The organism is Pseudomonas sp. OIL-1 (assembly GCF_010669185.1).
Lineage (GTDB): Bacteria > Pseudomonadota > Gammaproteobacteria > Pseudomonadales > Pseudomonadaceae > Halopseudomonas > Halopseudomonas profundi.
The window spans coordinates 3,243,246-3,267,402 of sequence record NZ_CP048629.1 but is presented as its reverse complement, the minus strand read 5'-3'; the positions used below and the strand labels follow the sequence as shown (position 1 = coordinate 3,267,402).

Annotated in this window: 19 protein-coding genes and 1 tRNA gene; 16 read left to right on the top strand and 4 right to left on the bottom strand. The window is 59.7% G+C overall.

All coding sequences use genetic code 11. From position 1 onward, the window contains the following. Nucleotides 1–273 precede the first annotated feature (273 nt). From G3M63_RS15120 to fdhE, 13 genes are all read left to right on the top strand, one after another. The gene (locus G3M63_RS15120) at nucleotides 274–1,812 is read left to right on the top strand and encodes an MBOAT family protein (RefSeq protein ID WP_163983645.1); all 1,539 of its coding nucleotides are present in this window, start codon (nucleotides 274–276) and stop codon (nucleotides 1,810–1,812) included. A 21-nt stretch (nucleotides 1,813–1,833) separates the two neighbouring features. Beyond that, on the top strand, nucleotides 1,834–3,759 hold the full coding sequence (locus tag G3M63_RS15115; protein WP_163983644.1) for an HAD family hydrolase: 1,926 nt from the start codon (nucleotides 1,834–1,836) through the stop codon (nucleotides 3,757–3,759). Continuing rightward, nucleotides 3,756–4,001 carry an acyl carrier protein gene (locus G3M63_RS15110; RefSeq protein WP_150298793.1) on the top strand — a complete coding sequence of 82 codons (246 nt, stop codon included), beginning with the start codon at nucleotides 3,756–3,758 and terminating at the stop codon, nucleotides 3,999–4,001. Before G3M63_RS15115 ends, G3M63_RS15110 begins: the two co-directional genes overlap by 4 nt. 7 nt (nucleotides 4,002–4,008) lie before the next feature. Further along, nucleotides 4,009–5,019 carry a hypothetical protein gene (locus G3M63_RS15105; protein WP_256669838.1) on the top strand — a complete coding sequence of 337 codons (1,011 nt, stop codon included), beginning with the start codon at nucleotides 4,009–4,011 and terminating at the stop codon, nucleotides 5,017–5,019. A 94-nt stretch (nucleotides 5,020–5,113) separates the two neighbouring features. Further along, complete coding sequence (locus tag G3M63_RS15100; protein ID WP_150298792.1) at nucleotides 5,114–5,575, top strand: HPF/RaiA family ribosome-associated protein; 462 nt, start codon at nucleotides 5,114–5,116, stop codon at nucleotides 5,573–5,575. An 89-nt stretch (nucleotides 5,576–5,664) separates the two neighbouring features. Further along, nucleotides 5,665–6,096, top strand: a complete 432-nt coding sequence (locus G3M63_RS15095; RefSeq protein ID WP_163983643.1) for a DUF1810 domain-containing protein — start codon at nucleotides 5,665–5,667, stop codon at nucleotides 6,094–6,096. 93 nt (nucleotides 6,097–6,189) lie between these two features. After that, nucleotides 6,190–6,705 carry a hypothetical protein gene (locus G3M63_RS15090; protein WP_163983642.1) on the top strand — a complete coding sequence of 172 codons (516 nt, stop codon included), beginning with the start codon at nucleotides 6,190–6,192 and terminating at the stop codon, nucleotides 6,703–6,705. Between the two features lie 286 nt (nucleotides 6,706–6,991). After that, entirely contained in the window at nucleotides 6,992–8,932 is a 1,941-nt protein-coding gene (gene selB, locus G3M63_RS15085) for a selenocysteine-specific translation elongation factor (RefSeq protein ID WP_163983641.1), read from the top strand. 20 nt (nucleotides 8,933–8,952) lie between these two features. After that, nucleotides 8,953–9,048: transfer RNA gene (locus G3M63_RS15080), tRNA-Sec, on the top strand. Between the two features lie 157 nt (nucleotides 9,049–9,205). Then, complete coding sequence (gene fdnG, locus G3M63_RS15075; protein ID WP_178101060.1) at nucleotides 9,206–12,268, top strand: formate dehydrogenase-N subunit alpha; 3,063 nt, start codon at nucleotides 9,206–9,208, stop codon at nucleotides 12,266–12,268. Nucleotides 12,269–12,280: 12 nt separating this feature from the next. Continuing rightward, nucleotides 12,281–13,216, top strand: a complete 936-nt coding sequence (gene fdxH, locus G3M63_RS15070; protein ID WP_150298789.1) for a formate dehydrogenase subunit beta — start codon at nucleotides 12,281–12,283, stop codon at nucleotides 13,214–13,216. After that, entirely contained in the window at nucleotides 13,213–13,914 is a 702-nt protein-coding gene (locus G3M63_RS15065; RefSeq protein ID WP_163983640.1) for a formate dehydrogenase subunit gamma, read from the top strand. Before fdxH ends, G3M63_RS15065 begins: the two co-directional genes overlap by 4 nt. Before the next feature lie 35 nt (nucleotides 13,915–13,949). Beyond that, nucleotides 13,950–14,840, top strand: coding sequence for a formate dehydrogenase accessory protein FdhE (fdhE, locus tag G3M63_RS15060; protein ID WP_150299312.1), 891 nt, complete (start codon nucleotides 13,950–13,952; stop codon nucleotides 14,838–14,840). 181 nt (nucleotides 14,841–15,021) lie between these two features. On the opposite strand, the gene G3M63_RS15055 is transcribed toward fdhE, so the two are convergent. From G3M63_RS15055 to G3M63_RS15045, 3 genes are read right to left on the bottom strand one after another with little or no spacing between them, the layout of a single operon-like run. Beyond that, nucleotides 15,022–16,476, bottom strand: a complete 1,455-nt coding sequence (locus G3M63_RS15055) for an efflux transporter outer membrane subunit (protein WP_163983639.1) — start codon at nucleotides 16,474–16,476, stop codon at nucleotides 15,022–15,024. Next, nucleotides 16,469–19,648: a multidrug efflux RND transporter permease subunit gene (locus tag G3M63_RS15050; RefSeq protein WP_150298786.1), complete on the bottom strand. Its 3,180-nt coding sequence runs from the start codon at nucleotides 19,646–19,648 to the stop codon at nucleotides 16,469–16,471. The genes G3M63_RS15055 and G3M63_RS15050 overlap by 8 nt, the downstream gene beginning before the upstream one ends. Next, nucleotides 19,645–20,820 carry an efflux RND transporter periplasmic adaptor subunit gene (locus G3M63_RS15045; protein ID WP_163983638.1) on the bottom strand — a complete coding sequence of 392 codons (1,176 nt, stop codon included), beginning with the start codon at nucleotides 20,818–20,820 and terminating at the stop codon, nucleotides 19,645–19,647. Before G3M63_RS15045 ends, G3M63_RS15050 begins: the two co-directional genes overlap by 4 nt. 218 nt (nucleotides 20,821–21,038) lie before the next feature. Between G3M63_RS15045 and G3M63_RS15040 the strand changes: the two genes are divergently transcribed. Both G3M63_RS15040 and G3M63_RS15035 read left to right on the top strand, forming a co-directional pair. Further along, nucleotides 21,039–21,305: a DUF2798 domain-containing protein gene (locus G3M63_RS15040; RefSeq protein WP_150298784.1), complete on the top strand. Its 267-nt coding sequence runs from the start codon at nucleotides 21,039–21,041 to the stop codon at nucleotides 21,303–21,305. Nucleotides 21,306–21,388: 83 nt separating this feature from the next. Then, nucleotides 21,389–22,387 (top strand): DUF4105 domain-containing protein, encoded by a 999-nt coding sequence (locus G3M63_RS15035; RefSeq protein WP_150298783.1) that lies wholly within the window; start codon nucleotides 21,389–21,391, stop codon nucleotides 22,385–22,387. Between the two features lie 25 nt (nucleotides 22,388–22,412). Here the strand turns inward: G3M63_RS15035 and G3M63_RS15030 are convergent, their stop codons facing one another. Beyond that, on the bottom strand, nucleotides 22,413–23,465 hold the full coding sequence (locus tag G3M63_RS15030; RefSeq protein WP_150298782.1) for an AI-2E family transporter: 1,053 nt from the start codon (nucleotides 23,463–23,465) through the stop codon (nucleotides 22,413–22,415). A 176-nt stretch (nucleotides 23,466–23,641) separates the two neighbouring features. On the opposite strand from G3M63_RS15030, the gene G3M63_RS15025 reads away from it, so the two are divergent. Beyond that, a complete protein-coding gene (locus tag G3M63_RS15025) occupies nucleotides 23,642–24,079 on the top strand; it encodes a nucleoside deaminase (protein WP_163984290.1) in 438 nt (145 codons plus the stop codon). Nucleotides 24,080–24,157 lie beyond the last annotated feature (78 nt).

Genomic DNA, 24,157 nt, shown 5'->3' with positions numbered 1-24,157 from the left:
CCCCCCCTTGGCAACAGGGGGGCAGGGCGGTTCGGCTTTCGACCTGGCCCAACAGACCGGACAGCGGAGCATATCCATTCGATCAGACTTCGCCTGCAGCCGTCATGCTGATGTCGTATAACCCGCTTGTTCTGAAACTTTCTGTTACCAATTCAGTCGGACCTAGCAACGGAACGGTTCGCACAGGAAACGGAACACTTGGTCGTCGTGCTGGGCTAATGACAAGTCAGCATTTTTATGGATGGTTGTGAGCGTTATTGAGGGAGCCGGGCAGTGCTTTTCAATTCTGCAGTCTTCATCCTTGGATTTCTCCCGGTAGTGCTGCTCGGGTTTTTTCTCTTCGCTGGATCAGGCCGCCAACGACTGGCAGTGATCTGGCTCACCGTAGCCTCGCTGGTTTTCTATGGCTGGTGGAACCCGTCATACGTTCCGTTGCTGGCCGGCAGCATGGTCGTCAACTACCTGGTGGGTGGCTATCTTTTACGCAGCCCCTCACGTGTGCTGTTGGTCCTCGGCGTTGCGGCCAACGTGCTTTTGCTTGGCTATTACAAGTACACCGGATTCCTCTTTGCCACGCTTGATACGGCCGTGGGACTGGACTGGTCGATAGACAACATCATCCTGCCCCTGGCTATTTCCTTCTTTACATTCCAGCAGATCGCCTATCTGGTCGATGCGCATGACGGGCAGGTACAGGAACATGATTTCTTCAACTATTGCCTGTTCATTTCTTTCTTCCCGCAGTTGATTGCCGGTCCTATCACGCACCATGGTGAGATGTTGCCGCAGTTTCGCGACGAAGAGACCTTTCGCCCCCGCGCAGACAATCTGGCAATTGGCGCTACCATCTTCCTGCTGGGTTTGTTCAAGAAGGTGGTGCTGGCCGATCCGCTCGGCGGAATGGCTTCGCCGGTGTTTGCCAGCGCCGCTACTGGTGTTATCCCGCCATTTTTCGAGGCCTGGACGGGTGCGCTGACTTATACGCTGCAGATCTATTTCGATTTCTCCGGCTATAGCGACATGGCGATCGGCCTGGGGCTGCTCTTCGGCATCCGTCTGCCGGCGAATTTCAACAGCCCGTTCAAGGCGCATAACGTGATCGAGTACTGGTCTCGCTGGCATATGACGCTCACCCGGTTTCTGACGGCCTATATCTACAACCCGATTGTCATGGGCCGCACCCGGGCGCGCATGAAGGCAGGCAAGCCACAGCCCCGGCGCGGCAAGATGACCTTTGGCATCTTTGTCGCGCTGGTGGCATATCCCACGCTGTTCACCATGTTTGTCTCCGGGGTCTGGCATGGAGCAGGCTGGCAGTTCGTCGCCTTTGGTCTGCTGCACGGCATATATCTGGTGGTCGCGCATGGCTGGCGAGCGTACAAGGTGCGCCAGGGCTGGGCCCTGGACAGTGAAAACAGGTTGCACCATATCGCCGCAGTATTGCTGACCTTTGGCTGCGTGGTCGTTGCGATGGTGTTTTTCCGCGCGCCGGATCTCGCCACGGCGATGACCATGCTGGCGGGTATGGCCGGCCTAAGCCCTCAGGAAAGTACTTTCTACCGGGCCGATATTCTTTATATCGCCGTGCATCTGCTGATCGTCTGGGGGCTCCCCAATGTCGAGCAGTGGATGGGCAAGGTGCGCACCGCGCTGGACTTCCATGTTCAGGAAAACTGGGTGCAGCGTTGGGTGCCCGTAGCGCTCTGGCAGCCCACACCTGCAATTGGAGTGGTGGTCGGTGTGGCTGGGTTCTTCGCGCTGGCGATTGCCTTCTCGGTAGCCCCGACAGAATTCCTCTACTTCCAGTTCTGATTACACAAGGAGCATCGAGCCATGGCAGAGCTGCATTGGTTACCCCGGCATGCTGATCCCGGCGCGGCAATGAATGCCGCCAAGGCCGAGCCTGATCCGGCCAAGCGCCTGGCCCGGGCGATTGAGCTTGCCGGCTATCAACGAGATTTTGTGCTGACGACCCGTCTTGACCGGCTTGCCAATAAAGCACTCAATGATTCCGACGCGGTCGACCTTGCGTACAAGGCCGGATTGACGCCATTGCGTGTTGCCCTCCTGTCGTCCCACACAGTGGACCATCTGGTACCCGCGATCCGCGTTGCGGGCCTGAATCGGCATCTGGCGCTGTCGGTGCATGTTGCCCCGTATGGCATGTATCGCCAGGCATTGCTGGTCGACGACCCGGAGCTGACTGCGTTCGCGCCACAGCTGATACTGCTTGCTCTGGATGCGCGGGATGCGCCACTGCAGCTGTCCCTGCAAGCAACTGAGGGGGAAGTAGACGAGGCAGTGCAAGCCAGAGTCAATGAGCTGCGCCAGTTATGGCGCGCTGCGCGGGAACGGTTTGCTGCGCGCGTTGTTCAGCAGACGCTGGTTCCCGTTGATCCGCCGGTGTTTGGTTCATATGAGGGGCTGGTTCCGGCCGCGCCCTATGCGGTTATCGATCGGCTCAATGCTGCTATACGCGCTGCCGCCCGGGAGGAGGGCGTACTGCTGATGGATCTGGCCTGGCAGGCGGCACAGGGGCATTACGGGCCGGGACTTGGCGACGCGACACGCTGGCACCAGGCCAAGCAGCTGGTAAGTCCGGAGCTGGCGCCCTTGTACGGCGATCATCTCGCGCGTATTGCGGCGGCGAGTGCCGGGCTTTCACGCAAATGCCTGGTGCTGGATCTCGACAATACGCTGTGGGGCGGCGTAATCGGTGATGACGGCATCGAGGGTATTCACCTTGGTCAGGGCTCGCCCACCGGCGAAGCCTTTGTCGCGTTTCAGCGTTATGCCGACCTGTTGGCTCAACGTGGTGTCATTCTCGCGGTATGCAGCAAGAACGATATCGCAGTCGCCGAAGCAGCCTTCAAGCATCCCGAGATGGTGCTCAAGCGCGGCGACATTGCGGCCTTTGTTGCCAATTGGGAAGACAAGGCCGGCAACCTTCGGCGTATCGCCTCGATGCTCGATATCGGCCTGGATAGCCTGGTTTTCGTCGATGACAATCCGGCCGAGCGCGACATAGTCCGGCGGGAATTACCTGAAGTGGCAGTGCCGGAAGTACCGGATGATATCGCCGGTTATCCTGCCTGCGTGGCGGCTGCCGGCTATTTTGACGCGGTGTCCTTCACCTCGGACGATGCCGCGCGCGGACGCAGCTATGCGCTGAACGCCGAACGCAAGGTCGCCATGAGCCAGGCAACCGATATCGAAGGATATTTGCGCGGCCTTGAAATGCAGCTGAGCGCAATCCGGATCGGGGCCGCTGAGCTGCCGCGCGCCACTCAGCTAATCAACAAGACCAATCAATTCAACCTGTCCACGCGACGTTACAGCGAAGCTGAAGTCGAACGCATAGCGAATGATTCGCAGGCCATTGCGCTGGCCGTACGTCTGAAAGACAAGTTCGGCGATAACGGCCTGATCAGTGTGGTAATGGCGCGTCCGGACCCCGGCGTCGGCAACAGCGAGTTGCTGATTGATAGCTGGTTGATGAGTTGCCGGGTACTCGGACGCCAGGTGGAGCAGGCCGTACTCGAAGTGCTGGCCAGGCTCGCAGCCGAATACGGGCGCACCGCACTGATCGGCGAATACCGCCCGACCCAGCGTAACGGCATGGTTGCCGAACATTACCCGCGCCTGGGATTTGAACCCGTCGAGACGCCCGAATGGGCCGAGCCGGACGCCAGCTTCTGGCGTCTCGATCTTCACAACACACCTGAAACCCATCACTTCATAGAGATCCTGAATCCATGACCGAAACAGAGATTCTGAGCGCACTCCACCCGATTTTTCAGGACGTATTCGATGACGACGATATTGTTATCGATTCCGAGACCACCGCCGAAGACATCGAGGGCTGGGATAGCCTGGCCCACGTTAATCTGGTTGTGGCTGCGGAGCAGCGCTTCGGCGTCAAATTCCGTACGGCCGAGCTGGAGTCCATGCGCAACGTCGGCCATTTCGTCGCGTTGATCAGTACCAAGCTCAACGGATAATTATCCTATGACCCACACCACGGACCCGGACGCGCAACAGCCGATGACGACATCACCCGAGCCGCCGAATTTCAGAGGCTACCTGTGGGGTGTTGCGGGCGGCCTGGTCGGGGCAGTGACAGCCTTCTGTCTGCTGCTGACGTTACTGGATCAGACTGGGAATCTGCCGCCCCCGGCCTTTTCGAACAACCTGTGCGCCGATGAAAAGCTCGAGTTCCTACGAGCCAACCATGCTCAGGATCCGAACCTGTTGGTCATGGGCTCATCCGTCGCCTGGCGTCACGTCGACAGCAATACCTTGATAGAGCACGCGCCGGGCATCCGCCCGCTGAACGGTGCGTTCTGCGGGATGCATGTCAATCAGTCTGTGTATATCGCCGACTGGTTACTTGAGCGGGAGCCGGGCATTGAGCAGGTGGTGATGCTGGTTGATCCAATCGATTTTGCCGGCTGCAGCGTACTGCCCGATGAGCCCTTCGATAAACAGGATATCGACGCCTTCGTATACGGTGACGCCTGGCGCTGGCAATACTATATGCGTTATTTCTCGCCGGTCTCGTTGTTGCGTAACGCCCAAACGGTACAGGCTCAGCGGTCTAACCTGGACGAAATGAACCCCCTGGTTTTCAATCGTTTCGGTGACGGCCCGCTGAACACCCGAGGTTCGCGCGGTTTGTTCTACGGCCAGCCGGAACCGCTCGATCCGGTCTGCTTTGACGCACTTGCTTCCATGGCGCGGCGGCTTCAGCATGAAGGTAAGCCGTTCACCATTGTCACATCACCGCTCAATCCCGACTGGAAGGCCAAATTTGACCCGAAGGGCGAACTAGGCACCCGATTCAATCAGGCGCTGGCTAAAACCTTAGGTGGTACAGGCGCCCGGCTGTGGGATGGTGATAACGGATGGGAACCGGGCGCAGCAGCGTTCATTGACGCGATACATATGCGCTGGTCGGCTGCGAAGGGTTTCACTGAAGCGCTGGCGGAAAAACTGCCTGATCACCGGCGCGGTGCCTAGGGTCTGTTGCGTCAGGAGAGTATTTGACCAACACGCTGAACCTCGTGGCTGAGTCCGGCTCCAACATACAAGCACGTCACATCAGGAGCCGTATATGCAAGTTCAGGTCAACAGCAATCACATTGAGGGCAGTGCTCAACTGCAGGAATGGGTTGGTTCGACAGTCGTCGAGCAGCTGGAGCGGTTCGAGGAACTGCTCACGCGGGTCGAGATACATGTGAGTGATGAGAATGCTCAGAAGGGCGGAGCGCAGGACAAGCGATGCCAGATCGAGTTTCGTCCCAAGGGCCACCAGTCCATGTCGGTATCACACAAGGCAGAGTCGCTGCATCTTGCAGTCGAGGGTGCCGCAGCCAAGGCGCGTCATGCGCTTGAGCATTTGACCGGCAAGCTGGACGCGCGGCCCGTCACCAGTCGTCAAATCGATGATCCACTGGGCGAAGAGGGTCCGCCAGGCACACGCGATGCGCTGTTGCAGGAAGAATTCCTCGCCAAGCAGGGGGAAGAGCCTACGGAGCTCGATGATGACTCCGAGCAGAAATCACCGGGAAACTGAATCCCCGGGCGCAGCCTGCGGGCTGCGCCGCTTCGCGCACACCATCCTCTGCGATTCGCCCATCGTTTGAACCAACCGAAGGCTAATCCATGAACGACCCTTATCGATTACAACGCTTCGTCGATGCCCAGCAGCCCGTATACGAACGTGCTCTGGCTGAGCTGCGGGCGGGCAACAAGCAAAGCCACTGGATGTGGTTCATATTTCCGCAGATTTCCGGCCTGGGGCGCAGCGATATGGCGCAGCGTTATGCCATTTCCGGGCTCGATGAGGCGCAGGTTTATCTGGCGCACCCCACGCTCGGGCCACGGCTGCTTGAATGCTCCCAGGCCCTGCTACAGCATATCGGCAGCTCGCCGCGCGCCATTCTCGGGTCGCCGGATGATATGAAGTTGCGCTCGAGCATGACCTTATTCAACTCAGCGGCCCCACGGCAGGATGAATTCAGGCTGGTGCTGGACGGATTCTATGAGGGCAAGGCCGACGAGCACACACTGAATCTGCTCGACATGCCAGCTTGATCCGCCGCACGAGGTGCTTTCATCCGCAGGGTTGAACTTGCCTGACGCCGCAGCTTCTAATTTCTTTCATAGTAAGTCTGGAAGCCGGTAGTCATGATAGTAACCCCCGATACGCCCAAACCATCCGAAGTCGAACGCGAGCAGGCCATGTTCGTTTCGCCGAAGGACAGGTTGGATTTTTATCGAAACGAGATCCACAACGAGGCGGGTAATCTATCTGCCCGGACCAACTCCTACCTGTCTGCCCAGTCTTTCCTAGTCATCGCCTATGGCTCGTGTATGGCCAACATGAATCCCGACTGGGGACCCATCTTTACGCTGGTTGTGCCGCCGACTCTCGCTCTGCTGGGTATTCTCAGTTCGCTGAATGCATGGCCGGGCATCAAGGCCGCCTGCGATATCATCGACCATTGGTACGAAAAGCAGGCCAGTCTGCTCAGTTGTGAGCCGGCGGTCGGTCATATATATGATGATTCGCCGCTCTTCTCCAGTTGGGAGTCAAGCATCAGGGGCCAGCGCAAGTCGCTGCTTTTCTCCATGCGCTCACCGTTGCTGTTTTCTGCGTTCTGGTTGTTTTTTGGCGCATTTTCCATCTGGCTTCATCTGTAGCCACGGCTGGAGGCTTAAGGCCGGAAGCTGAAAGGGAGGGGGCGGGGTTGTTGGTAATCTTTGAGAGCTCGTTCGGGCAATGAAAACAATGCTTGGGAGTGATGTCCAAGTTGGAGGTTCGGGGAGGTTCGAGCACCAGCTCGTACCAGCGTCACCCGAACGAGCTCGAAGGGCCAAACAACGAACCCAGGCTCTCCCTCCCAGCTTCTATGGTGCTACATGGCACCGTTGATGAGGGTGGAGGGCTGTGCTCCCATGAAAACCGAAGTCTGTTGAGGAGAATCTTTTGATCGTAGGTACCGCCGGGCACATCGACCACGGCAAGACAGCCTTGCTGCAGGCATTGACCGGTGCCCGGGGTGATCGCCGGAGGGAAGAGCGTGAACGCGGCATCACCATCGATCTGGGGTATGCCTATGCCGACCTGGGTGCCGATCAGCCCTGTGGTTTCATCGATGTGCCGGGCCACGAGCGGTTCGTGCATAACATGCTCGCAGGCGCCAGTGGCATTGATCTACTGCTGCTGGTGGTTGCCGCCGATGACGGCGTGATGCCGCAGACCCGTGAACACCTCTCCATCGCCGAACTGCTTGGCATTCCACGCGCCCTTGTGGCGATCACCAAAGTCGACCGGGTTGAGCCCGCGCGGTTGCACGAAGTACAGCAGCAGGTCGCAGCGCTGCTGGCCGCCGGCCGCTTTGCCGGGGCCCCGCAGTTTGCCGTGTCAGCGGTACAGGAAAAGGGGATAGATGTATTACGTAGTGCGCTTGCCGCCGAAGCACGGCAGGCACTTGAACGCAGCCAGGCCGGGCATTTCCGCCTGGCCATCGATCGTGCATTCAGCGTTGCCGGTGCCGGCGTTGTGGTCACCGGCACGGCGTTCGCCGGTCAGGTCTCTGTGGGTGATGAGCTTAAGCTGAGCCCGTCGGGCAGAACGGTCCGTGTGCGTGGACTGCATGCACAGAACCAGAAAGTTGATGAAGCGCACGCAGGCCAGCGCGTGGCGCTAAACATCGCGGGCGATCGCGTGACGGTGCAACGGATTCACCGGGGCGAGTGGCTGGTTGCGCCGGCCTTGCATGCGCCGGTCACCCGGCTGGATATCCAGCTTGACCTGCTTACCAGCGAGGCGAGAGCGCTACGGCATTGGTCGCCGGTGCATATACATCTGGGCGCGCATGATCTGACGGGGCGTGTTGCGTTACTGCAGGAGCAGACGCTTGAACCCGGTGGCAGAGCATTGGCGCAGCTGGTACTGAATGCGCCCACCCATGCTGTGCATGGGGATCGGCTGGTGCTGCGTGACCAGTCGGCACAACGCACCATCGGCGGCGGTCAGGTGCTGGACCCCTTCGCTCCGGCGCGCCATCGCCGCACCCCTGAGCGGATAGCCCAGTTGCAGGCCCTGGCCGCAGGCTCACTGGAAGACGCCTTTCCTGGCTTGCTCGAACAATCGCATCAGGGGCTCGAGCCCTGGCGTCTGGAACGCCAGTTCAACCGTCCTGCTGGAAGCTGGGCGTTACCGGCGGGTGTGCTGGCAGTCGCCACGCACCAGGGCCCCCGGCTGTTCAACGAGCCAGCCTGGCATGCGCTGCAGAATGAGCTGGAGGCCAGGCTTGGCCAGTTCCATGAGGAACAGCCTGACGAGTTGGGGCCGGATCGTGATCGCCTGCGCCGTTATGCCATGCCCGGGCTGGAACGGCCTGTTTTCGTGGCACTGCTGGAATCCCTGTTGGCCGCCGGGCGTATCGAGGCCAGCGGTCCCTGGCTGCATCAGCCCGGGCACAGGGTGCGTCTTACTGCTGATGAAGAGCGCCTGCAGTCGCAGATCTGGCCGTTGCTGGAGGAGGGCGGGTACGATCCGCCGTGGGTACGTGATTTGGCGCGAACCCTGGAACGGGAGGAGAGCGAGGTCCGTCTTCTGCTACGCAAGCTCGCGCGGCTCGGGCAATTACAGCAGGTGGTGAAGGATCTGTTCTATCCCGAAGGTACGTTGCGCAGCCTCGCGGCGGTCGCGATGGAACTCGCCAGGCGCAACGGCGTCATAGCCACAGCTGATTTTCGTGACCGCATCGGTCTCGGTCGCAAGCGCAGTATCCAGCTGCTTGAGCATTTCGACCGTATCGGCCTGACCAGGCGGGTCGGCGATCTTCGCAGGATCAGGCCGGACAATGCGCTGGCCACATCTGAGGTTTCCACTACACTCACGGCCAGGGTCGCTGAGTAGCATGCCGCTGAGCAACATATGGAAGGCATTCGCGTCCGGTGGCGCGGCCGGGCTTCAAACCCGGTTGGGGGCGGCAGCCGTTCCCGGGTGAGTTCGACTCTCACTGCCTTCCGCCATACTATCCGGAGATCCGGGGGCAGCGGAACCAAGCACAGGCGGCGAAGTCAACACTTTGAGCTAGTTCTCAATCTGCGCCGTAGAAGCGCGCCGGATTTGCCATTCAAGCACCTGTATGGGTGGCTGATCCCAGGTATCAAGGAGACCTCCGTGTCCGTGAACGTATCCAGACGAAGCTTTCTGAAGCTAGGGGCAGCGGGTCTGGGCGCATCGAGTATGGCGATGATGGGGTTCGCCCCGGATGAAGCCGTTGCGTCTGTCCGCCATTTCAAACTTTCCGGCTCCACAGTCTCGCGCAATATCTGCACCTATTGCTCGGTGGGCTGTGGCATGTTGCTGTATTCACGCGGCGACGGAGCCATCAACGTCATCGATCAGATCTACCACGTCGAAGGCGACCCGGATCACCCGGTCAGCCGTGGTTCGCTGTGCCCGCGTGGCGCGGGTGTGCTTGATTTCATCAACAGTGAATCCCGAGTCAAGTATCCCGAGGTGCGCGACCCCTACAGCAACGAGTGGCGGCGCATCAGCTGGGACGAGGCGCTGGACCGCATCGCCCGGCTCATGAAGGATGACCGGGATGCGAATTTCGAGACCCATGACGAACAGGGTCGGCTGGTCAATCGCTGGATGACGACTTCAATGGTCGCTGCCTCGGCGACGACCAACGAAACCGCCTATATCACGCAGAAGGTCACCCGGGCACTCGGCATTCTCAAGCTGGACAACCAGGCGCGCGTTTGACACGGACCAACGGTGGCAGGTCTTGCCCCAACATTTGGTCGCGGTGCCATGACGAACCACTGGGTCGATATCCGCAATGCTGATGTCGTGCTGTCCATGGGCGGTAACTCTGCCGAAGCACATCCTGTGGGCTTCCGCTGGGTCATGCAGGCCAAGAACCAGAATAACGCCATACTGATCTCGATTGACCCGCGTTATAACCGCACCACGGCGGTGGCGGATTACCACGCGTTCATTCGGACCGGGACGGACATCGTATTCCTCGGTGGCTTGATCAGTTATCTGATTGAGAACAACCGCTATGCGCAGGAATATGTGCGCGAATATACCGATGCCAGCCTGATCGTTCGCGAAGGCTTTGGTTTCGAGGAAGGGCTGTTCACTGGCTATAACCAGCAGGACCGTACCTACGACCGCGAAACCTGGAATTTCGAAACGGATGAACAGGGTTTTGCTCGCACCGATCCGACCCTGCAGCATCCGCGCTGTGTGTTTCAGTTGATGCGCCAGCATTACAGCCGTTACACCCCTGAGCAGGTCGAAAATATCTGTGGCATGAACCGGGAAATGGTCCTCAGGCTCTGGGACTTGATGGCGCAGACCTCCGCGCCTGACAAGACCATGACCATCCTCTATGCGCTGGGCTGGACGCAGCACTCCATCGGTTCGCAGATCATCCGCTGCGGTGCCATGGTGCAGTTGCTGCTAGGCAATATGGGCATGCCCGGCGGCGGGGTGAATGCCCTGCGTGGCCATTCCAATATCCAGGGGCTGACTGATATCGGGCTACTGTCGAACCTGCTGCCCGGTTATATGAACCTTCCCTCTGCAGACTTGCAGGATTACCAGTCCTATATGCAGACGCGGATCAAACAGCCGTTGCTCGAAGGTGAGGTCTCCTACTGGAAGTATTACGAGCGTTTCTTCGTCAGTCTGATGAAAGACTGGTACGGCAATATGGCTACCGCGGACAACAACTGGTGCTACGACTGGTTGCCCAAGCTCTCCGAACCGATCTACGACGTGCTCTACGCGATCAATGACATGACGGAGGGCAAGGCCAACGGCGCGTTCTGCCAGGGTTTCAACATCCTCGCAGCGTTCCCGGACAAGGCGAAGGTGTTCGAAGGACTGTCCAAGCTCAAGTTCTTCGTCATCATGGATCCGCTGACGGTGGAAACCGGCGAGTTCTGGAAAAACTTCGGTGAATTCCACGATGTGGATCCGTCGCAGATCGGCACAGAGGTGTTCCGTTTGCCGACCACCTGTTTCGCTGAAGATGATGGATCGATTACCAATAGCTCGCGCTGGCTGCAATGGCATTTCAAGTCTGCGCCGGGACCCGGTGAATCCATGACCGATACCACCATCATGGGCGCCTTGATGCTGCGGTTGAAGAAGCTGTATCAGGAGGAGGGCGGTGCTTTCCCCGATCCGATTCTCAACCTGAGCTGGAATTACAGGAATCCGGCTGCCCCTACAGCTGAGGAGCTCGCACAGGAATACAACGGCCGCGCATTGGAAGATGTGCTGGATCAGGAGGGCAACGTTATTCGCCCGAAAGGCCAGCAGCTGAAGGATTTCAGCGAGTTGCGCGATGACGGTACCACTGCATGCGGGTGCTGGATCTATTCCGGTGCCTGGCCGCAGGAAGGCAACATGATGGCGCGTCGGGATAACTCCGATCCTTACAATACCGGCAATACGCTGGGCTGGGCGTGGGCCTGGCCGATGAACCGGCGCCTGCTCTATAACCGCGCTTCGGCACGGCCGGACGGCACGCCCTGGGCGCCGAACAAGGCGTTCATATGGTGGAACGGTGAGCGTTGGGTAGGCGCGGACGTGCCCGACTTCCCGCTTACTTCGCCGCCTTCTGCCGGGGTTGGGCCTTTCATCATCACGCAATCCGGAGGCGGGCATTTCTTCGCGGCTGAATGGTTGAATGAAGGACCCTTCCCGGAGCATTACGAGCCGCTGGAATCCCCGATCAACCGCAACCCGATGAGTCCGACCAATGCCCTGGCGATGAGCAACCCGATTGCCCGGGTATTCGAGCGGGATCGGGCGAATTTCGGCAGCAACGAGGAATTTCCCTACGCGGCGACTACCTACCGACTGACCGAGCACTTCCACTACTGGACCATGCACGTGCGTCTGAACGCCATTGCGCAACCCGAGAAATTTATCGAAATGAGCGAGGAGCTCGCCGAAGAGCTGGGTATCGCGGTGGGCGAGAAGGTGCGGGTCAGCTCCAAGCGCGGGTTTATCCACGCGGTGGCGGTGGTGACCAAACGGATGAAACCCATGCAGGTGGATGGCAGAACGGTCCATCACATCGGCATCCCGATTCACTGGGGCTTCAAGGGTGTTACCAAGAAGGCGCATCTGACCAATACGTTGACGCCCTTTGTAGGTGATGGAAACACCCAAACCCCGGAATTCAAGTCGTTCCTCGTGAACGTCGAGAAGCTATAGAGGAGATGCCGAATGCGAGGTGATCAAATAAACCTGCAGAACGTCATCGCCCGTTCGGCGACGACGGTGCCTTCTCCGCAAGTGCGCCATGGTGGCGTGGAGAAGGTCACCAAGTTGATCGACGTATCGGTGTGTATCGGCTGCAAGGCGTGCCAGGTGGCGTGTTCGGAATGGAATGATTTGCGTGACGAAGTAGGCGAGTGTGACGGGACCTACAACAATCCGCAGGATCTGACGCCCGAATCATTCGAGGTGATGCGGTTCTCCGAGTACGAAAATGAGCAGGGCAATCTGGAATGGCTGATTCGCAAGGATAACTGCATGCATTGCGCCGAACCGGGTTGCCTAAAGGCGTGCCCGGCACCCGGAGCGATCGTGCAGTACGCCAACGGTATCGTCGACTTCAACTCCGAGCATTGCATCGGGTGCGGTTACTGTGTGGCCGGTTGTCCCTTCGATATTCCGCGCATCTCCAAGAAGGACAACAAGGCGTACAAGTGCACCCTGTGCTCGGACCGGGTGTTCAATGGCCTAGAGCCGGCCTGTGTCAAAAGCTGTCCGACCTCGGCGATCATGTTCGGCACCAAGGAAGACATGCTCGATTATGGCGCGGGTCGGGTCGAGAATCTTCAGGAACGCGGTTATGCCAACGCCGGGATCTACGATCCGGCTGGCGTGGGCGGCACCCATGTGGTGTATGTGCTGCAACATGCCGACAAGCCAGAGATATACAGCGGCCTCCCTAAAGACCCGCATATCAGCCCTACGGTCGAACTCTGGAAGGGCGTCACCAAACCGATCATGTCCGCGTTGTTGGGCGCGTCGGTCCTGGCTGGCTTCTTCCATTACATGATCAAGGGCCCCAAGGAAGAGCCTGAGGATGATCCGGATCCCGAAAAGGCGGCGCAAGCCCGGGAGATTGACCGTCGCGAGGAGGACCGGCCATGAGTCATTCCAACGTGAACAAAGGCATCCTGCGCTATGGCTGGTGGTCACGTACCAACCACTGGATAGTTGCGATCTGCTTTGTGTTGCTGACGTTGAGCGGGCTGGCGTTGTTCTACCCGGCGTTCTTCGGGCTTACCGCGCTTTTCGGCGGGCCTGAACCGACGCGGATAGTACATCCCTATATTGGCGTGTTCATGAGCATCTTTTTTCTGATTCAGGCAGTGCGGTTTTTCACCGACAACCTGTTTCGCCGATACGATGTGCAGTGGGTGAAGCACATGCCCGATATGCTCAGCAACCGGGATGACCGTTTGCCTGCGGTGGGCAAAAACAACGCCGGGCAAAAGGCCGTGTACTGGATCTTCCTGCTGACGGTGCCGATCCTGCTGATCACTGGTGTGGTGCTCTGGCGCCCGTGGATTGCCGACGGCATGCCAATCTGGGCCTTACGCTGGGCGGCGATGATCCATGCCTTCACAGCCTTTATCGCCATCATCACGCTGGTCATTCACGTCTATTCGGCGATCTGGGTCAAGGGCTCGGTTCGCGCGATGACGCAGGGTCGCGTCAGCCATGCCTGGGCTCGCCATCATCACAAACTATGGTATGACGATGTGGTGAATAACCGTGACCCTGAGGGGCAAACCCGTCCGCAGGCCAGAACAACCACAACCCCTGAACGACCCAAGGAGCCGTAGTGAATCATACATACGGAAGTGCACCATCCGGCATCATGGACCCGCCCAAGGTCGCTCTGGCAGGAGCAGGTCTGTTTCAGAAACGTGCTACGCGGCTGCGTGAGTTGATGGTCCAGGTGCCGCCGCTGGATGAGTTCCTCGAGTTCATGGCCCGCGTTGTCCAGGCCCAGCATCAGGTTCTGACTGAACAGGAGCCCGGCTGGAAGCCAGCCGAGGGTGCATTCGACGAAGCGCTCAAGCATGGTTTGCCACCGCTTGGTTTTCAGTCGTTGCTGCGCGATGTGAATTGGCAGAGCGATCTGTCTGCATTGCTTGATAGCGTCGAATTTCATATCGGTCAGCGGCAACGCGCCTTGCTGGAATCGCTGCGAAACAAAACAGCTGAGGAGCTCGATGCGATCGCGGTGAATGTGCTGGAAGCGGGTTCCGGTTCGCATGATGACCGGCCGCTTATGCCGCTCGTCGCGGCTGCGCTCCAGGTGACCTGGGTACGACTGGCGCAAGCTCTGCCGCGCGCGCCTGACAAGCCTGGTATACAAGCCGAAGCGCTATGTCCCACCTGCGGTAGCCCGCCGGTTGCCAGCGTCATTCACGGTGAACAATACCGCAGCGGTGTACGCTATCTGCACTGCAGTCTGTGTGCGACCGAATGGCATCTCGAACGGGTCAAATGCAGTCTGTGCGGGGAGGGCGGGCAGTTGACCTATCTCGGGTTGGATGATGAAAACGGCAAGCCTTTCCTGCCGATTCAGGCCGAAGCCTGCGACCATTGCGATCATTACCTGAAGGTGGCGCTGCGCGAGCTGCATGGCCGCGCCGACCCCGTTGCGGACAATCTGGCCAGCTTGGCGCTGGATGTGATGCTGGCCGAGGAAGGCAAATACTCGCCCAGCGGTTATAACCCGCTGTTGATCATCGGGGACTGATTACTCGCCCAGGGGTGTAGCGTGCCCGCGCTACGCCAGCTCAGCCGCGACACCAAACCCGCCAGGCGAGTCCGAACGCAGGCCGGGGCCAGTCAACCCCAGGAAACCCTACCTTCGGAAACCCGGCTCTGACGCTATTCCTGGGGGTGTAGCGCGCCTGCGCTACGCCAGGGTTTGGCTTTTACTCCGGCAGCTGTCTTGGCGCCGTCGTCCCGCCCCCCAGCGCCACGTAAAGCTCGATCAGATTCTGCACCTGCGCGCGTTTGATCTGTACGTACGCCTGTTCCGCCTGGAACAGGTTGCGCGACGCATCCAGTACCTGCAGATAATTCACCACGCCTTCGGCGTAGCGGTCTTGCGCCAACTCGACGATCTCTCGTAGAACCTCGACATTCTCTTCCTGTGCAATTAACTGCTCGGCCAGAAATTGTCGGCCGGCCAGTGCATCCGACACCTCCCGGAAGGCGGTTTGAATGGCGTCCTCGTATTCTGCAACAGCGATATTTTCGCGCGCCTGGGCCACCGTCAGGTTGCCGCGGTTTCGGCCGAAATCAAACAGCGGCAGGCTGATGGTCGGGCCGATACTCCAGGTTTCGTTGTCACTGTTGACCAGCCCGTCCAGTTCGCTCGAGGCGTACCCGAAGGTGCCTGTGAGCGAAATCTGCGGAAAAAATGCAGCACGTGCGACGCCGATATTGGCCCGCGCGGCGCGCAGCGATTCTTCGGCGGCAATAATATCCGGCCTGACATACAGCAGATCGGAGGGCAGCCCGGCGCGCAATGTGGTTTCGCTCATCTGCTGAGTCAGGGGCAGAGGCTCGGGCAGGGTGCGCTCAATCTCGGCGCCGACCAGTTGCGCCAGAAAGTTGCGCTGCTGCGCCTGAGTCAGCCGTAGCCCCGCCAGTTCGGTTTCTGCCTGGGTCAGCAGCGCGCGGGCCTGGTTCCAGTCCAGTGCAGAGGTAATGCCGGCGTCAAGACGCACCCTGGCGATACGCAGGCCGTCCTGGCGGCTTTCGAGGGTTGCCTCGGCGAGCCTGATACGCTCTTCCGCCTCAAGCAATGCCAGGTAGGTTGAGGCGACATCGGCAATCAAGGACAGGCGAAATGCCCGCTGCGCTTCAAGCGTACCCAGATACTGCGCTCGGGCGGCTTCGGTCAGGTTGCGTACACGTCCCCAGAAATCCAGCTCAAAGGCCGAAACGCCCAGGCCCAGCGAGTAGCGCTCAACGATCCCACCGCCGGCTCCGGCAGCGGCACCGGGGGATCCCGGCGACGCAGTCGCCCCGCCGGCACCCGCGCCGGTAGGGTAGCGGCCCCGGGTCACTTCGGCATTCACGCCAAGCGTGGGATAGCGGCTCGCGCCCTGGACCCGATAGAGGCCGCGCGCTTCCTCGATACGCTCGATGGCTATTTGCAGATCGCGGTTGTGTTGTAACGCGGTGCTGACCAGCTGCCGCAAGCGAGGGTCAGTAAGGAACGCTTGCCAGGCGATATCGCTGGCGACGGCTTCGCCCCGTGCCGGCGCATACACCTTGGGATAAAGCGCTGCCGTCGGCTGCTCGGGTCGTTGGTGTTCCGGAGCCAGCTGGCAGCCGGCGGTAAGCGCTATCAGCAGAACAGAGCAGGTTTTATTCATGCGCTGGCTGCTCCTTGTTGCCGTCGGAGTTGTCCTCATTGTCGGAATTGTCCCGCACGCCGGGAGGGCCCTTGCGGCTTAACCAGCGCCGGACTGACATGTAAAACAGCGGGATGTAGAACAGGCCAAGCAGTGTCGCGACGATCATCCCACCCATGACACCGGTGCCAACAGCGATCCGCGAGGCCGCGCCGGCACCGCTGGATAGCACCAGCGGCAGCATGCCGAGAATGAACGTAAGCGAGGTCATCAGTACCGGGCGGAAGCGCAAACGTACTGCACTCATCACCGCATCAATGAGCGATTTGCCGCGTCCTTCCTCTTCGATGGCGAACTCGACAATGAGAATCGCATTCTTTGCCGACAGGCCGATGATGGTTACCAGGCCAACGTTGAAGTACACATTGGCGGGCAAGTCTCTGAGCATCGCGAACAGGATCGCGCCCAGGCCGCCAAAGGGCACCACCAGCAACACGGCAATAGGGATGGTCCAGCTTTCATAGAGCGCCGCCAGCACCATCAGCACGACCAGTAGAGACAGCCCGAGCAGCATGCCCACCTGACCCGAGGCCTGCTGTTCCTCGTAGGATGCGCCGGACCATTCATGGGCGAAGCCGGCGGGCAATTGCTCCATCAGCTGCGCCATCTCATCCATGGCTTCGCCGGTGGTATGCCCTTGCGCCGCGTTGCCCGAGAGCGTTACGGCGGGATAACCGTTATAGCGCTGCAGCTGAATCGGACCGAGGGTCCAGCTTGCATTGGAAAACGCGCCAAAGGGCACATTTTCGCCTTCGTCGTTCAGCACCTTAAGATCGAGTACGTCCTCGGGCGTCATGCGAAACTGTGAATCCGCCTGCAATAGAACCTGTAACACCCGGCCATCGAGGTTGAAGTCATTGGCGTAAGCACTGCCGAACGCTGTGCCTAAAGCGGTGTTGACATCATTGATCGACAGGCCTAGGGCGCGGGCTTTGATCCGGTCGATATCCAGCCGCAACTTGGGCGCCTCATCGGCACCTTCCGGACGCACGCCCTCCAGAATCGAACTCTCGCTAGCCAAACCCAGGAGCTGGTCCCGGGCGTCGAGCAGCGCCTTGTATCCATTGCCGCCGCGGTCCTCCAGCTTGAAGGAAAAGCCGCCCGATACGCCGAGCGCGGGGATGGATGGAGGGTTCAGCGCGAATACCTGGGCCTGTTTGATCTGTGAAAAGGCCCCCATGGCCTTGCGTACCAGAGCCAGCGAGCTTTGCTCTTCATCCGGCCTGTCAGACCACGGGGTGAGCCGCACGAACGCCATGGCATGCGCCTGACCCTGGCCGAAAAAGCTGAAGCCGAACACGCTGACCACATCTTCAACGGTCGGTTGGTCGGCATAGAACGCCTGTACCTGCTTGACCGCCGTGGTCGTGCGCTCAATCGTGGAGCCCGGCGGGGCCTGAATGACTGTCATCACCGAGCCCTGATCCTCATCGGGCAGAAAGGCGGTCGGCATGCGCACAAAGAGCAGGGCAGTCAACGCCAGCAGCGCAATGAAACCCAGCAGAAAAATAAGCGGGTGGGCCAGTACGAAACCGACTCCGCCGTTATAGCGATCGGTCATGTATGACATGCCGCGGTTGAAGGGGGCAAAGATGCGCTTGCTCCAGCCAGGCTTGTCCTTTTCCTTCTCTGCTGGCTTGAGAAACGCAGCGCACATGGCGGGCGTCAATGTCAGTGCCAGCAGGGTGGATATCCCGACCGCGATGGAAAGGGTGACGGCGAACTGGCGGTAAATTCCGCCCGTGGAACCCGGGAAGAACGCCAGCGGCACGAACACCGCGATCAAGGCCAGAGTGGTGCCGATGATTGCCGCCGATACCTGCCCCATCGCTTTGACTGCGGCCTCGTAGGGGGGCAATCCTTCTTCATCCATCAAGCGCTTGACGTTTTCCACGACCACGATGGTGTCGTCGACCAGCGTACCTATCGCCAACACCAGTCCGAACAGGCTGAGCAGGTTGATGGAAAATCCCAGCAGCCAGAGCCCCAGGCAGGTACCGATCAGTGTGATGGGGATGACGATAGTGGGGATCAGTGTGGTGCGCCAGCTCTGCAGGAAAACCAGCATCACCAGCACCACCAGTGCCATAGCCTGCAGGAGGGTCAGCAGTACCTGACGGATGGATGCAGAAATGAAGGGCGTGGAATCGAAGGGGACGGTCCAGGCAATGTCCTCGGGAAATCCAGCCTCCAGTTCTCTCATTCGCTGCTTGACAGCTTCGGCGGTATCCAGCGCGTTGGCGCCGGGCGCAAGCTGCACGGCGAGGCCGGCAGCTGGTTGACCGTTGAGCTCACTGCGCGCAGTAAAATTCTGCGCGCCCAGTTCGACGCGGGCGACGTCCTTGAGCCGAATCACCGAGCCGTCACTGTCAGCGCGCAGAATAATCTCTGCGAACTCATCGGGGTTGCTGAAACGCCCCTGGGTTTCGATGGGCGCATTGATCTCGATGTTTTCGCTGAGAGGTGGTTCGCCGAGGGAGCCGCCGGCTGCCTGACTGTTCTGCTCGCGCACGGCGGCCATGACCTCGGCAGCCGAGATGCCGAAGCTCGCCAGCCGGTCGGGATTCAGCCAGATGCGCATCGCGTAGGGCGTATAGAACTCGCGAATATCTCCGACGCCCTGGATCCGGCGCAGTTCGCTGATGATATTGGTGGTTGCGAAATGGCCCAGCTCCAGGCTACCCATGGTGCCGGTCTTGGATACCAGCGAGACGATCAGTGCGAAGCTGGATGAGGCCTGATAGACGCGTATACCCTGACGTCGCACTTCTTCCGGCAAACGTGGCTCCACGCGGCTGAGCATGTTCTGCACTTCCATCTGCGCGACGTCGATGTCGGTGCCGGCCTGCAACGTGAGGGAAATGGACGCCGTGCCGTTCGAGCGGCTGGTCGAGTCCATATACAGATAACCCTCTACGCCGTTCAGCTCTTCCTCAATGACCTGCGTGACGTTGGTTTCCAGGACCCCGGCATCTGCGCCAGGATAGGTCACGTTGATGTTCAGCTGGGGCGGGGCGATCGAAGGGTACTGTTCGACGGGCAGGGCGCGCAGGGCAAGGATGCCTCCGAGCAGAATGCCCAGCGCAATGACCCAGGCGAATACTGGACGGCGAATGAAGAATGTCGGGGTCATTGCGCGGCGGCCTCATCCTGCGCCGGCGCACCAGCGCCTGGTGGCTGCCCGGGGTCGTAGGGCTCCGGCGTTACCGGCGTACCGGGCCGGGCCTTCTGCCAGCCTTCGACAATGACTGTTTCGCCGCGCTCGAGACCTTCCAGGATGACCCACTTGCCGTCATACATGCTGCCGGTTCTTACTTCCCGCGATTGCGCGACATCCTGCTCGTCCACGACCATCACGCTGGCACCGCGCTCGTTCATGATCACCGCGCGCTGCGGCAAGAGAATGCTGGCGGGGCGCGTTCCTACTTCAACCTGAGCCTCCACAAACTGGCCGGGCAACAACAGGCGATCGGGGTTCGGTACCTGGGCCCGTACTGCGACGGTGCCGGTGGCGCGGTCAATCGACATGGCCAGAAAATCAACATAACCGGTATGCGGATACGGCTCGCCGTTCTCCAGAACCAACTGTACCGGGACCTTGCCTTTCTCCGGCATTTCCAGTGCCCCGGAAGCGATCTGGGCACGTACCGAGAGCAGGTCGGAGCTCGATTGTGAGAAGTTTACGTAGACCGGGTCGAACTGTTCGACGCGGGTCAGCAATGTTCCGTTGGCCGCGCTGACCAGAGCACCGACAGTCACCTCTGCGCGTCCCGCTACACCGTCAATGGGAGACTCGACACGCGTATAACCGAGGTTGAGTTCCGCTGTCTCCACCGCAGCCTCGGCCTGGGACACATCCGCGCGGGCGGTACGCAGGCGGGCCAGCGCTGTGTCATATTCCTGCTGACTGATCGCCTGTTTGGCGACCAGGCCCTCGTAACGTTTTACATCCTGGGCAGCATTGGCGGCGGTCGCCTTGGCGCGGTCGAGTGCTGCCTCGGCTGAATTGAGATTGGCCTGCATTTCCCGCGGGTCGATCTGGAATAACTGCTGGCCGGCTTCGACGTCCGTGCCTTCTTCATACAGCCGCTTTTGAATAATGCCGTCGACCCTGGCGCGGACTTCGGCGACAGCTATGGCTTCGACTCGCCCCGGTATTTCAACGACGTTGGCGACCGGCTGGGTTTCGACGGTTACAACCGATACCGTGGGTGGTGGTGGCTCGGGACTGGTTTGTTCTTCATCGCAGGCGACAAGGAAAAGCGGGGCCAAACAGAGAATCAGGCGCTGGGGCAGTGACTGCATTGACGTCTCTCTTGTGATTATTCCGCGACGGAGGTCTTGATTGAAGTATCAATCTCGACACCGCTGCGCGCGTGTGGGTTCCTGATCGGCGGCCCTTGTCTCGGCCAGCGATGCGACAAGCAAAACCAGATGTTATCATTTGCGACCCGCACTCCCGGGCCGCTCCGGTGTGATCACCGGTCTGGCCGATGATTCCGCAACGCTTACGAGAGTATCTCATGTCTTCGCAACCTCCCTCATCCCGCTCGCAGCGGTTCAAACTGCCGTCGCGCTATACGCCTTTTGCGGTGGCATTCTATATGTCCAGCATCATGGCGTTTCTGATGTGCCTGGTGATTACAGCAGCGAACGCGGGGTTGGGCCAGGGCTATGTCGGACAGGTATGGCAAGCTTACAAGGTAGCCATGCCCAGCGCCTTTCTCTGCATACTCGCGGTCAGGCCACTGGTGATCAGGCTGGTGACCTGCACTGTCCATAGCAGCTGAGGCTGTCACGCGGTATCGCCGGTACACCTTCGGCTTCAGGGCGGCTAGACTGACGCTGACCAAAGCCCTTACGGACCCGCTTGATGCTTCGCACCCTGTTACTTTCCCTCGGAACACTGATCATCATCCTGAGCTGCGTATGGGGAAGCATGGCGCTGTGGTTCCAGCTGCCATGGCCTCCGGCCGGGCGTATCGGGTTGATTGTTGTCTGGGGTGGGGCCGCTCTGGGTATCCTGTGGTTGATCTGGACCGGCGCCGTGGGTCTCGGCCTGACCGGATATGCGCTGCTGTTCGCCTTGCTGATGGTGTGGTGGGGCAGCCTGGAGCCGAGCCATGAGCGGCAGTGGGCCGATGACCTGGCGCGGATTACCCAGGGCGATATCAATGGCCAGCAGGCTACGCTGCACAACGTACGCAACTTCCATTGGCGCTCGGTGGATGATTATGACGTGCGCTGGGAAACCCGCCGTTATGATCTGGGCACTTTACGCTCGGTTGACCTGATCACGTCGCAATGGGGGATGCCAGGGATTGCCCACATCCTGGTGTCCTTCGGCTTCGATGATGGGGAGTTTATTACCTTCACGGTGGAGATTCGCCGCGAGCGGGATGAGAGCTTTTCTGCAATTGGCGGGTTTTTCAAACAGTTTGAGCTGGACGTGCTCGCCTCGGATGAACGCGATGCCGTTCGGGTACGAACCAATGTGCGCGGCGAAGAGGCGCACCTCTATCGCGTCGAGATGCCGGAGCCTGCCATGCGCGATCTGTTCGTGGCGTATGTCGAGGAGGCCAACCGGCTTGCTGCGCAGCCGCGCTTCTACCATACCGTTACCGCGAACTGCACAATCATCGTTTACAACATGATGGAGCAGATCGTTGATGGGTTGCCGATAGACGTGCGGCTGTTGCTATCGGCGTATCTACCTTCCTACGTCAAAGACGTAGGTGGCCTGGTGGACAGGCCGCTGGAAGCGCTGAAGGACCGTGGTAATTTTACCGAACGGGCACGGCAGGCTGAGGATGACGAGGACTTTTCCCAGGTGATCAGACGAGGCGTGCCGGGTTGGGAATCGATTCCTTGAGCGATGGCGGTCTGGATGTTCCGGCTTATCGCTTGGCTTCATCGCTCATCAGGATGCCCGCCCAACGCGTTTGGGGCGAGGCATCCAGTGCCAGCTTGGCAACCATCGTCAAGGGTATCGATAGCAGCATCCCGACCGGGCCGAACACGTAGCCCCATATCAGTAATGACACCAACACCACCAAAGGCGAGAGCCCTAGACTCCGACCCATGAAACGTGGTTCCAGGATGTTGCCAATCAGGGTGTTGACGGCAACATAGAGGCCGAGCACGCCAAGACCTTCTGCTATGCCCAGACCGAGAAAGGCGATCAGAACGGCCGGGACCGCAGCGATGATCGAGCCAATGGTGGGAATGAAGTTCAACAGCCCTGCGACAATTCCCCACAGAATCGGAAAATCTACCCCGATAACCAGCAGACCGATACCAATCACCAGGCCGGTTGCCGCGCTGGCTGCTGTCTTGATCAGCAGATAACGGTATACCGAACGGAGAAAGCGGCGTGCACGTACGCGCGCCCGCCGCCGATTGGGGAAGGCTGCGTCAAGTTTGTCGGACAGGGTGCGTTCTTCCAGTAGCAGGAACATGAAGGCGAGCAATACCAACAGCGATGTCGCGGTGAACTGGCCGAGCCCGCCGGCTATATCCCGCGCCGCACCGGTGATGGTCGGGGTCGCAGGTAATGACAGTTCTCGCGGTAACAGATCGGGCGGCAGGCCTCGTTGCGCAATGAATTCACGCAGCTCCAGCATCCAGCCGGTAAAGCGCGCCTGATAGATCGGCGCCTGGGTTGCCATGCTCTCGGCAGCGCCCTTGAGTGCAAGGAATAACAGAAAGAAGGTGAAACCTACGACAGAGAACAGCGCTAGAATGGACACCGGCCCGGGCACGCCCCGGCGCTGCATCCAGGTGAGCGGCGGGGCGCTGATAATGGCGAGAAATACCGCCAGCAAAATGGGCGTGACGATATGGCTGATCGCTTTCAAGCCACCGAGCACGACAACCAGCGCGGCCGCGCCGAGCAGCCAATGCAGACTGACGGAAAAGGATGTTGGTTGGGAGGAGAACTGCGGTTGCATCGAGAATCCTTGCAAGTAAGCGCGGGGGCGCCATCATAAGGCGGAATCCCTGTCAGCTACAGGGGTGGCACTGCTAAAAATACGATCTTTGCAACGCCGCTTTTGGATGCATAATGCGCTTAGCCCGACTGTCCGTGCTGGTCACGTTGGTCAGACCCTTCAACCCGGGAGTATCCATGGATCCATTCATGCAGTGCGCTATTGACGAAGCCCGTGCCGGCGCCGCCGAGGGTGGCATTCCCATCGGCTCGGTTATCGTTCATGACGGCAAAATAATCGGCCGCGGACACAACCGCCGCGTGCAACAGGGCAGTGCCATTCTGCATGGAGAAATGGACGCGTTCGAGAACGCGGGACGCCAGCCTGCGTCCGTCTATGCCAACTCGGTGCTATACACCACGCTTTCGCCATGCCCGATGTGCACCGGTGCGATCCTGCTATACGGCATTCCAAAGGTGATTGTCGGCGAGAACCAGACGTTCCTGGGTGAAGAGGAGCTGCTGCGTTCGCGCGGAGTGGACGTTCAGGTGTTACAGAATCCCGACTGTCTGGAGCTGATGCAACGGTTTATTTCAACCAACCCGGCGTTATGGAATGAAGACATCGGTGAATAACAGCGGAGTTGACTGATTTACAAAAACAATAGCTGGCATTGAAAAAGCCTATTTCGCCGTAGACGAACGAAACCGTGG

Excerpts from the sequence above, each read along its gene's own strand:
- fdxH (WP_150298789.1), top strand. The coding sequence starts at position 12,281 with ATGCGAGGTGATCAAATAAACCTGCAGAACGTCATCGCCCGTTCGGCG.
- G3M63_RS15110 (WP_150298793.1), top strand. The coding sequence starts at position 3,756 with ATGACCGAAACAGAGATTCTGAGCGCACTCCACCCGATTTTTCAGGAC.
- G3M63_RS15090 (WP_163983642.1), top strand. The coding sequence starts at position 6,190 with ATGATAGTAACCCCCGATACGCCCAAACCATCCGAAGTCGAACGCGAG.
- G3M63_RS15030 (WP_150298782.1), bottom strand. The coding sequence starts at position 23,465 with ATGCAACCGCAGTTCTCCTCCCAACCAACATCCTTTTCCGTCAGTCTG.
- G3M63_RS15055 (WP_163983639.1), bottom strand. The coding sequence starts at position 16,476 with ATGAATAAAACCTGCTCTGTTCTGCTGATAGCGCTTACCGCCGGCTGC.
- G3M63_RS15025 (WP_163984290.1), top strand. The coding sequence starts at position 23,642 with ATGGATCCATTCATGCAGTGCGCTATTGACGAAGCCCGTGCCGGCGCC.
- G3M63_RS15050 (WP_150298786.1), bottom strand. The coding sequence starts at position 19,648 with ATGACCCCGACATTCTTCATTCGCCGTCCAGTATTCGCCTGGGTCATT.
- G3M63_RS15105 (WP_256669838.1), top strand. The coding sequence starts at position 4,009 with ATGACCCACACCACGGACCCGGACGCGCAACAGCCGATGACGACATCA.
- G3M63_RS15040 (WP_150298784.1), top strand. The coding sequence starts at position 21,039 with ATGTCTTCGCAACCTCCCTCATCCCGCTCGCAGCGGTTCAAACTGCCG.
- G3M63_RS15065 (WP_163983640.1), top strand. The coding sequence starts at position 13,213 with ATGAGTCATTCCAACGTGAACAAAGGCATCCTGCGCTATGGCTGGTGG.
- G3M63_RS15100 (WP_150298792.1), top strand. The coding sequence starts at position 5,114 with ATGCAAGTTCAGGTCAACAGCAATCACATTGAGGGCAGTGCTCAACTG.
- fdhE (WP_150299312.1), top strand. The coding sequence starts at position 13,950 with ATGGACCCGCCCAAGGTCGCTCTGGCAGGAGCAGGTCTGTTTCAGAAA.
- G3M63_RS15035 (WP_150298783.1), top strand. The coding sequence starts at position 21,389 with ATGCTTCGCACCCTGTTACTTTCCCTCGGAACACTGATCATCATCCTG.
- G3M63_RS15095 (WP_163983643.1), top strand. The coding sequence starts at position 5,665 with ATGAACGACCCTTATCGATTACAACGCTTCGTCGATGCCCAGCAGCCC.
- G3M63_RS15045 (WP_163983638.1), bottom strand. The coding sequence starts at position 20,820 with ATGCAGTCACTGCCCCAGCGCCTGATTCTCTGTTTGGCCCCGCTTTTC.
- G3M63_RS15115 (WP_163983644.1), top strand. The coding sequence starts at position 1,834 with ATGGCAGAGCTGCATTGGTTACCCCGGCATGCTGATCCCGGCGCGGCA.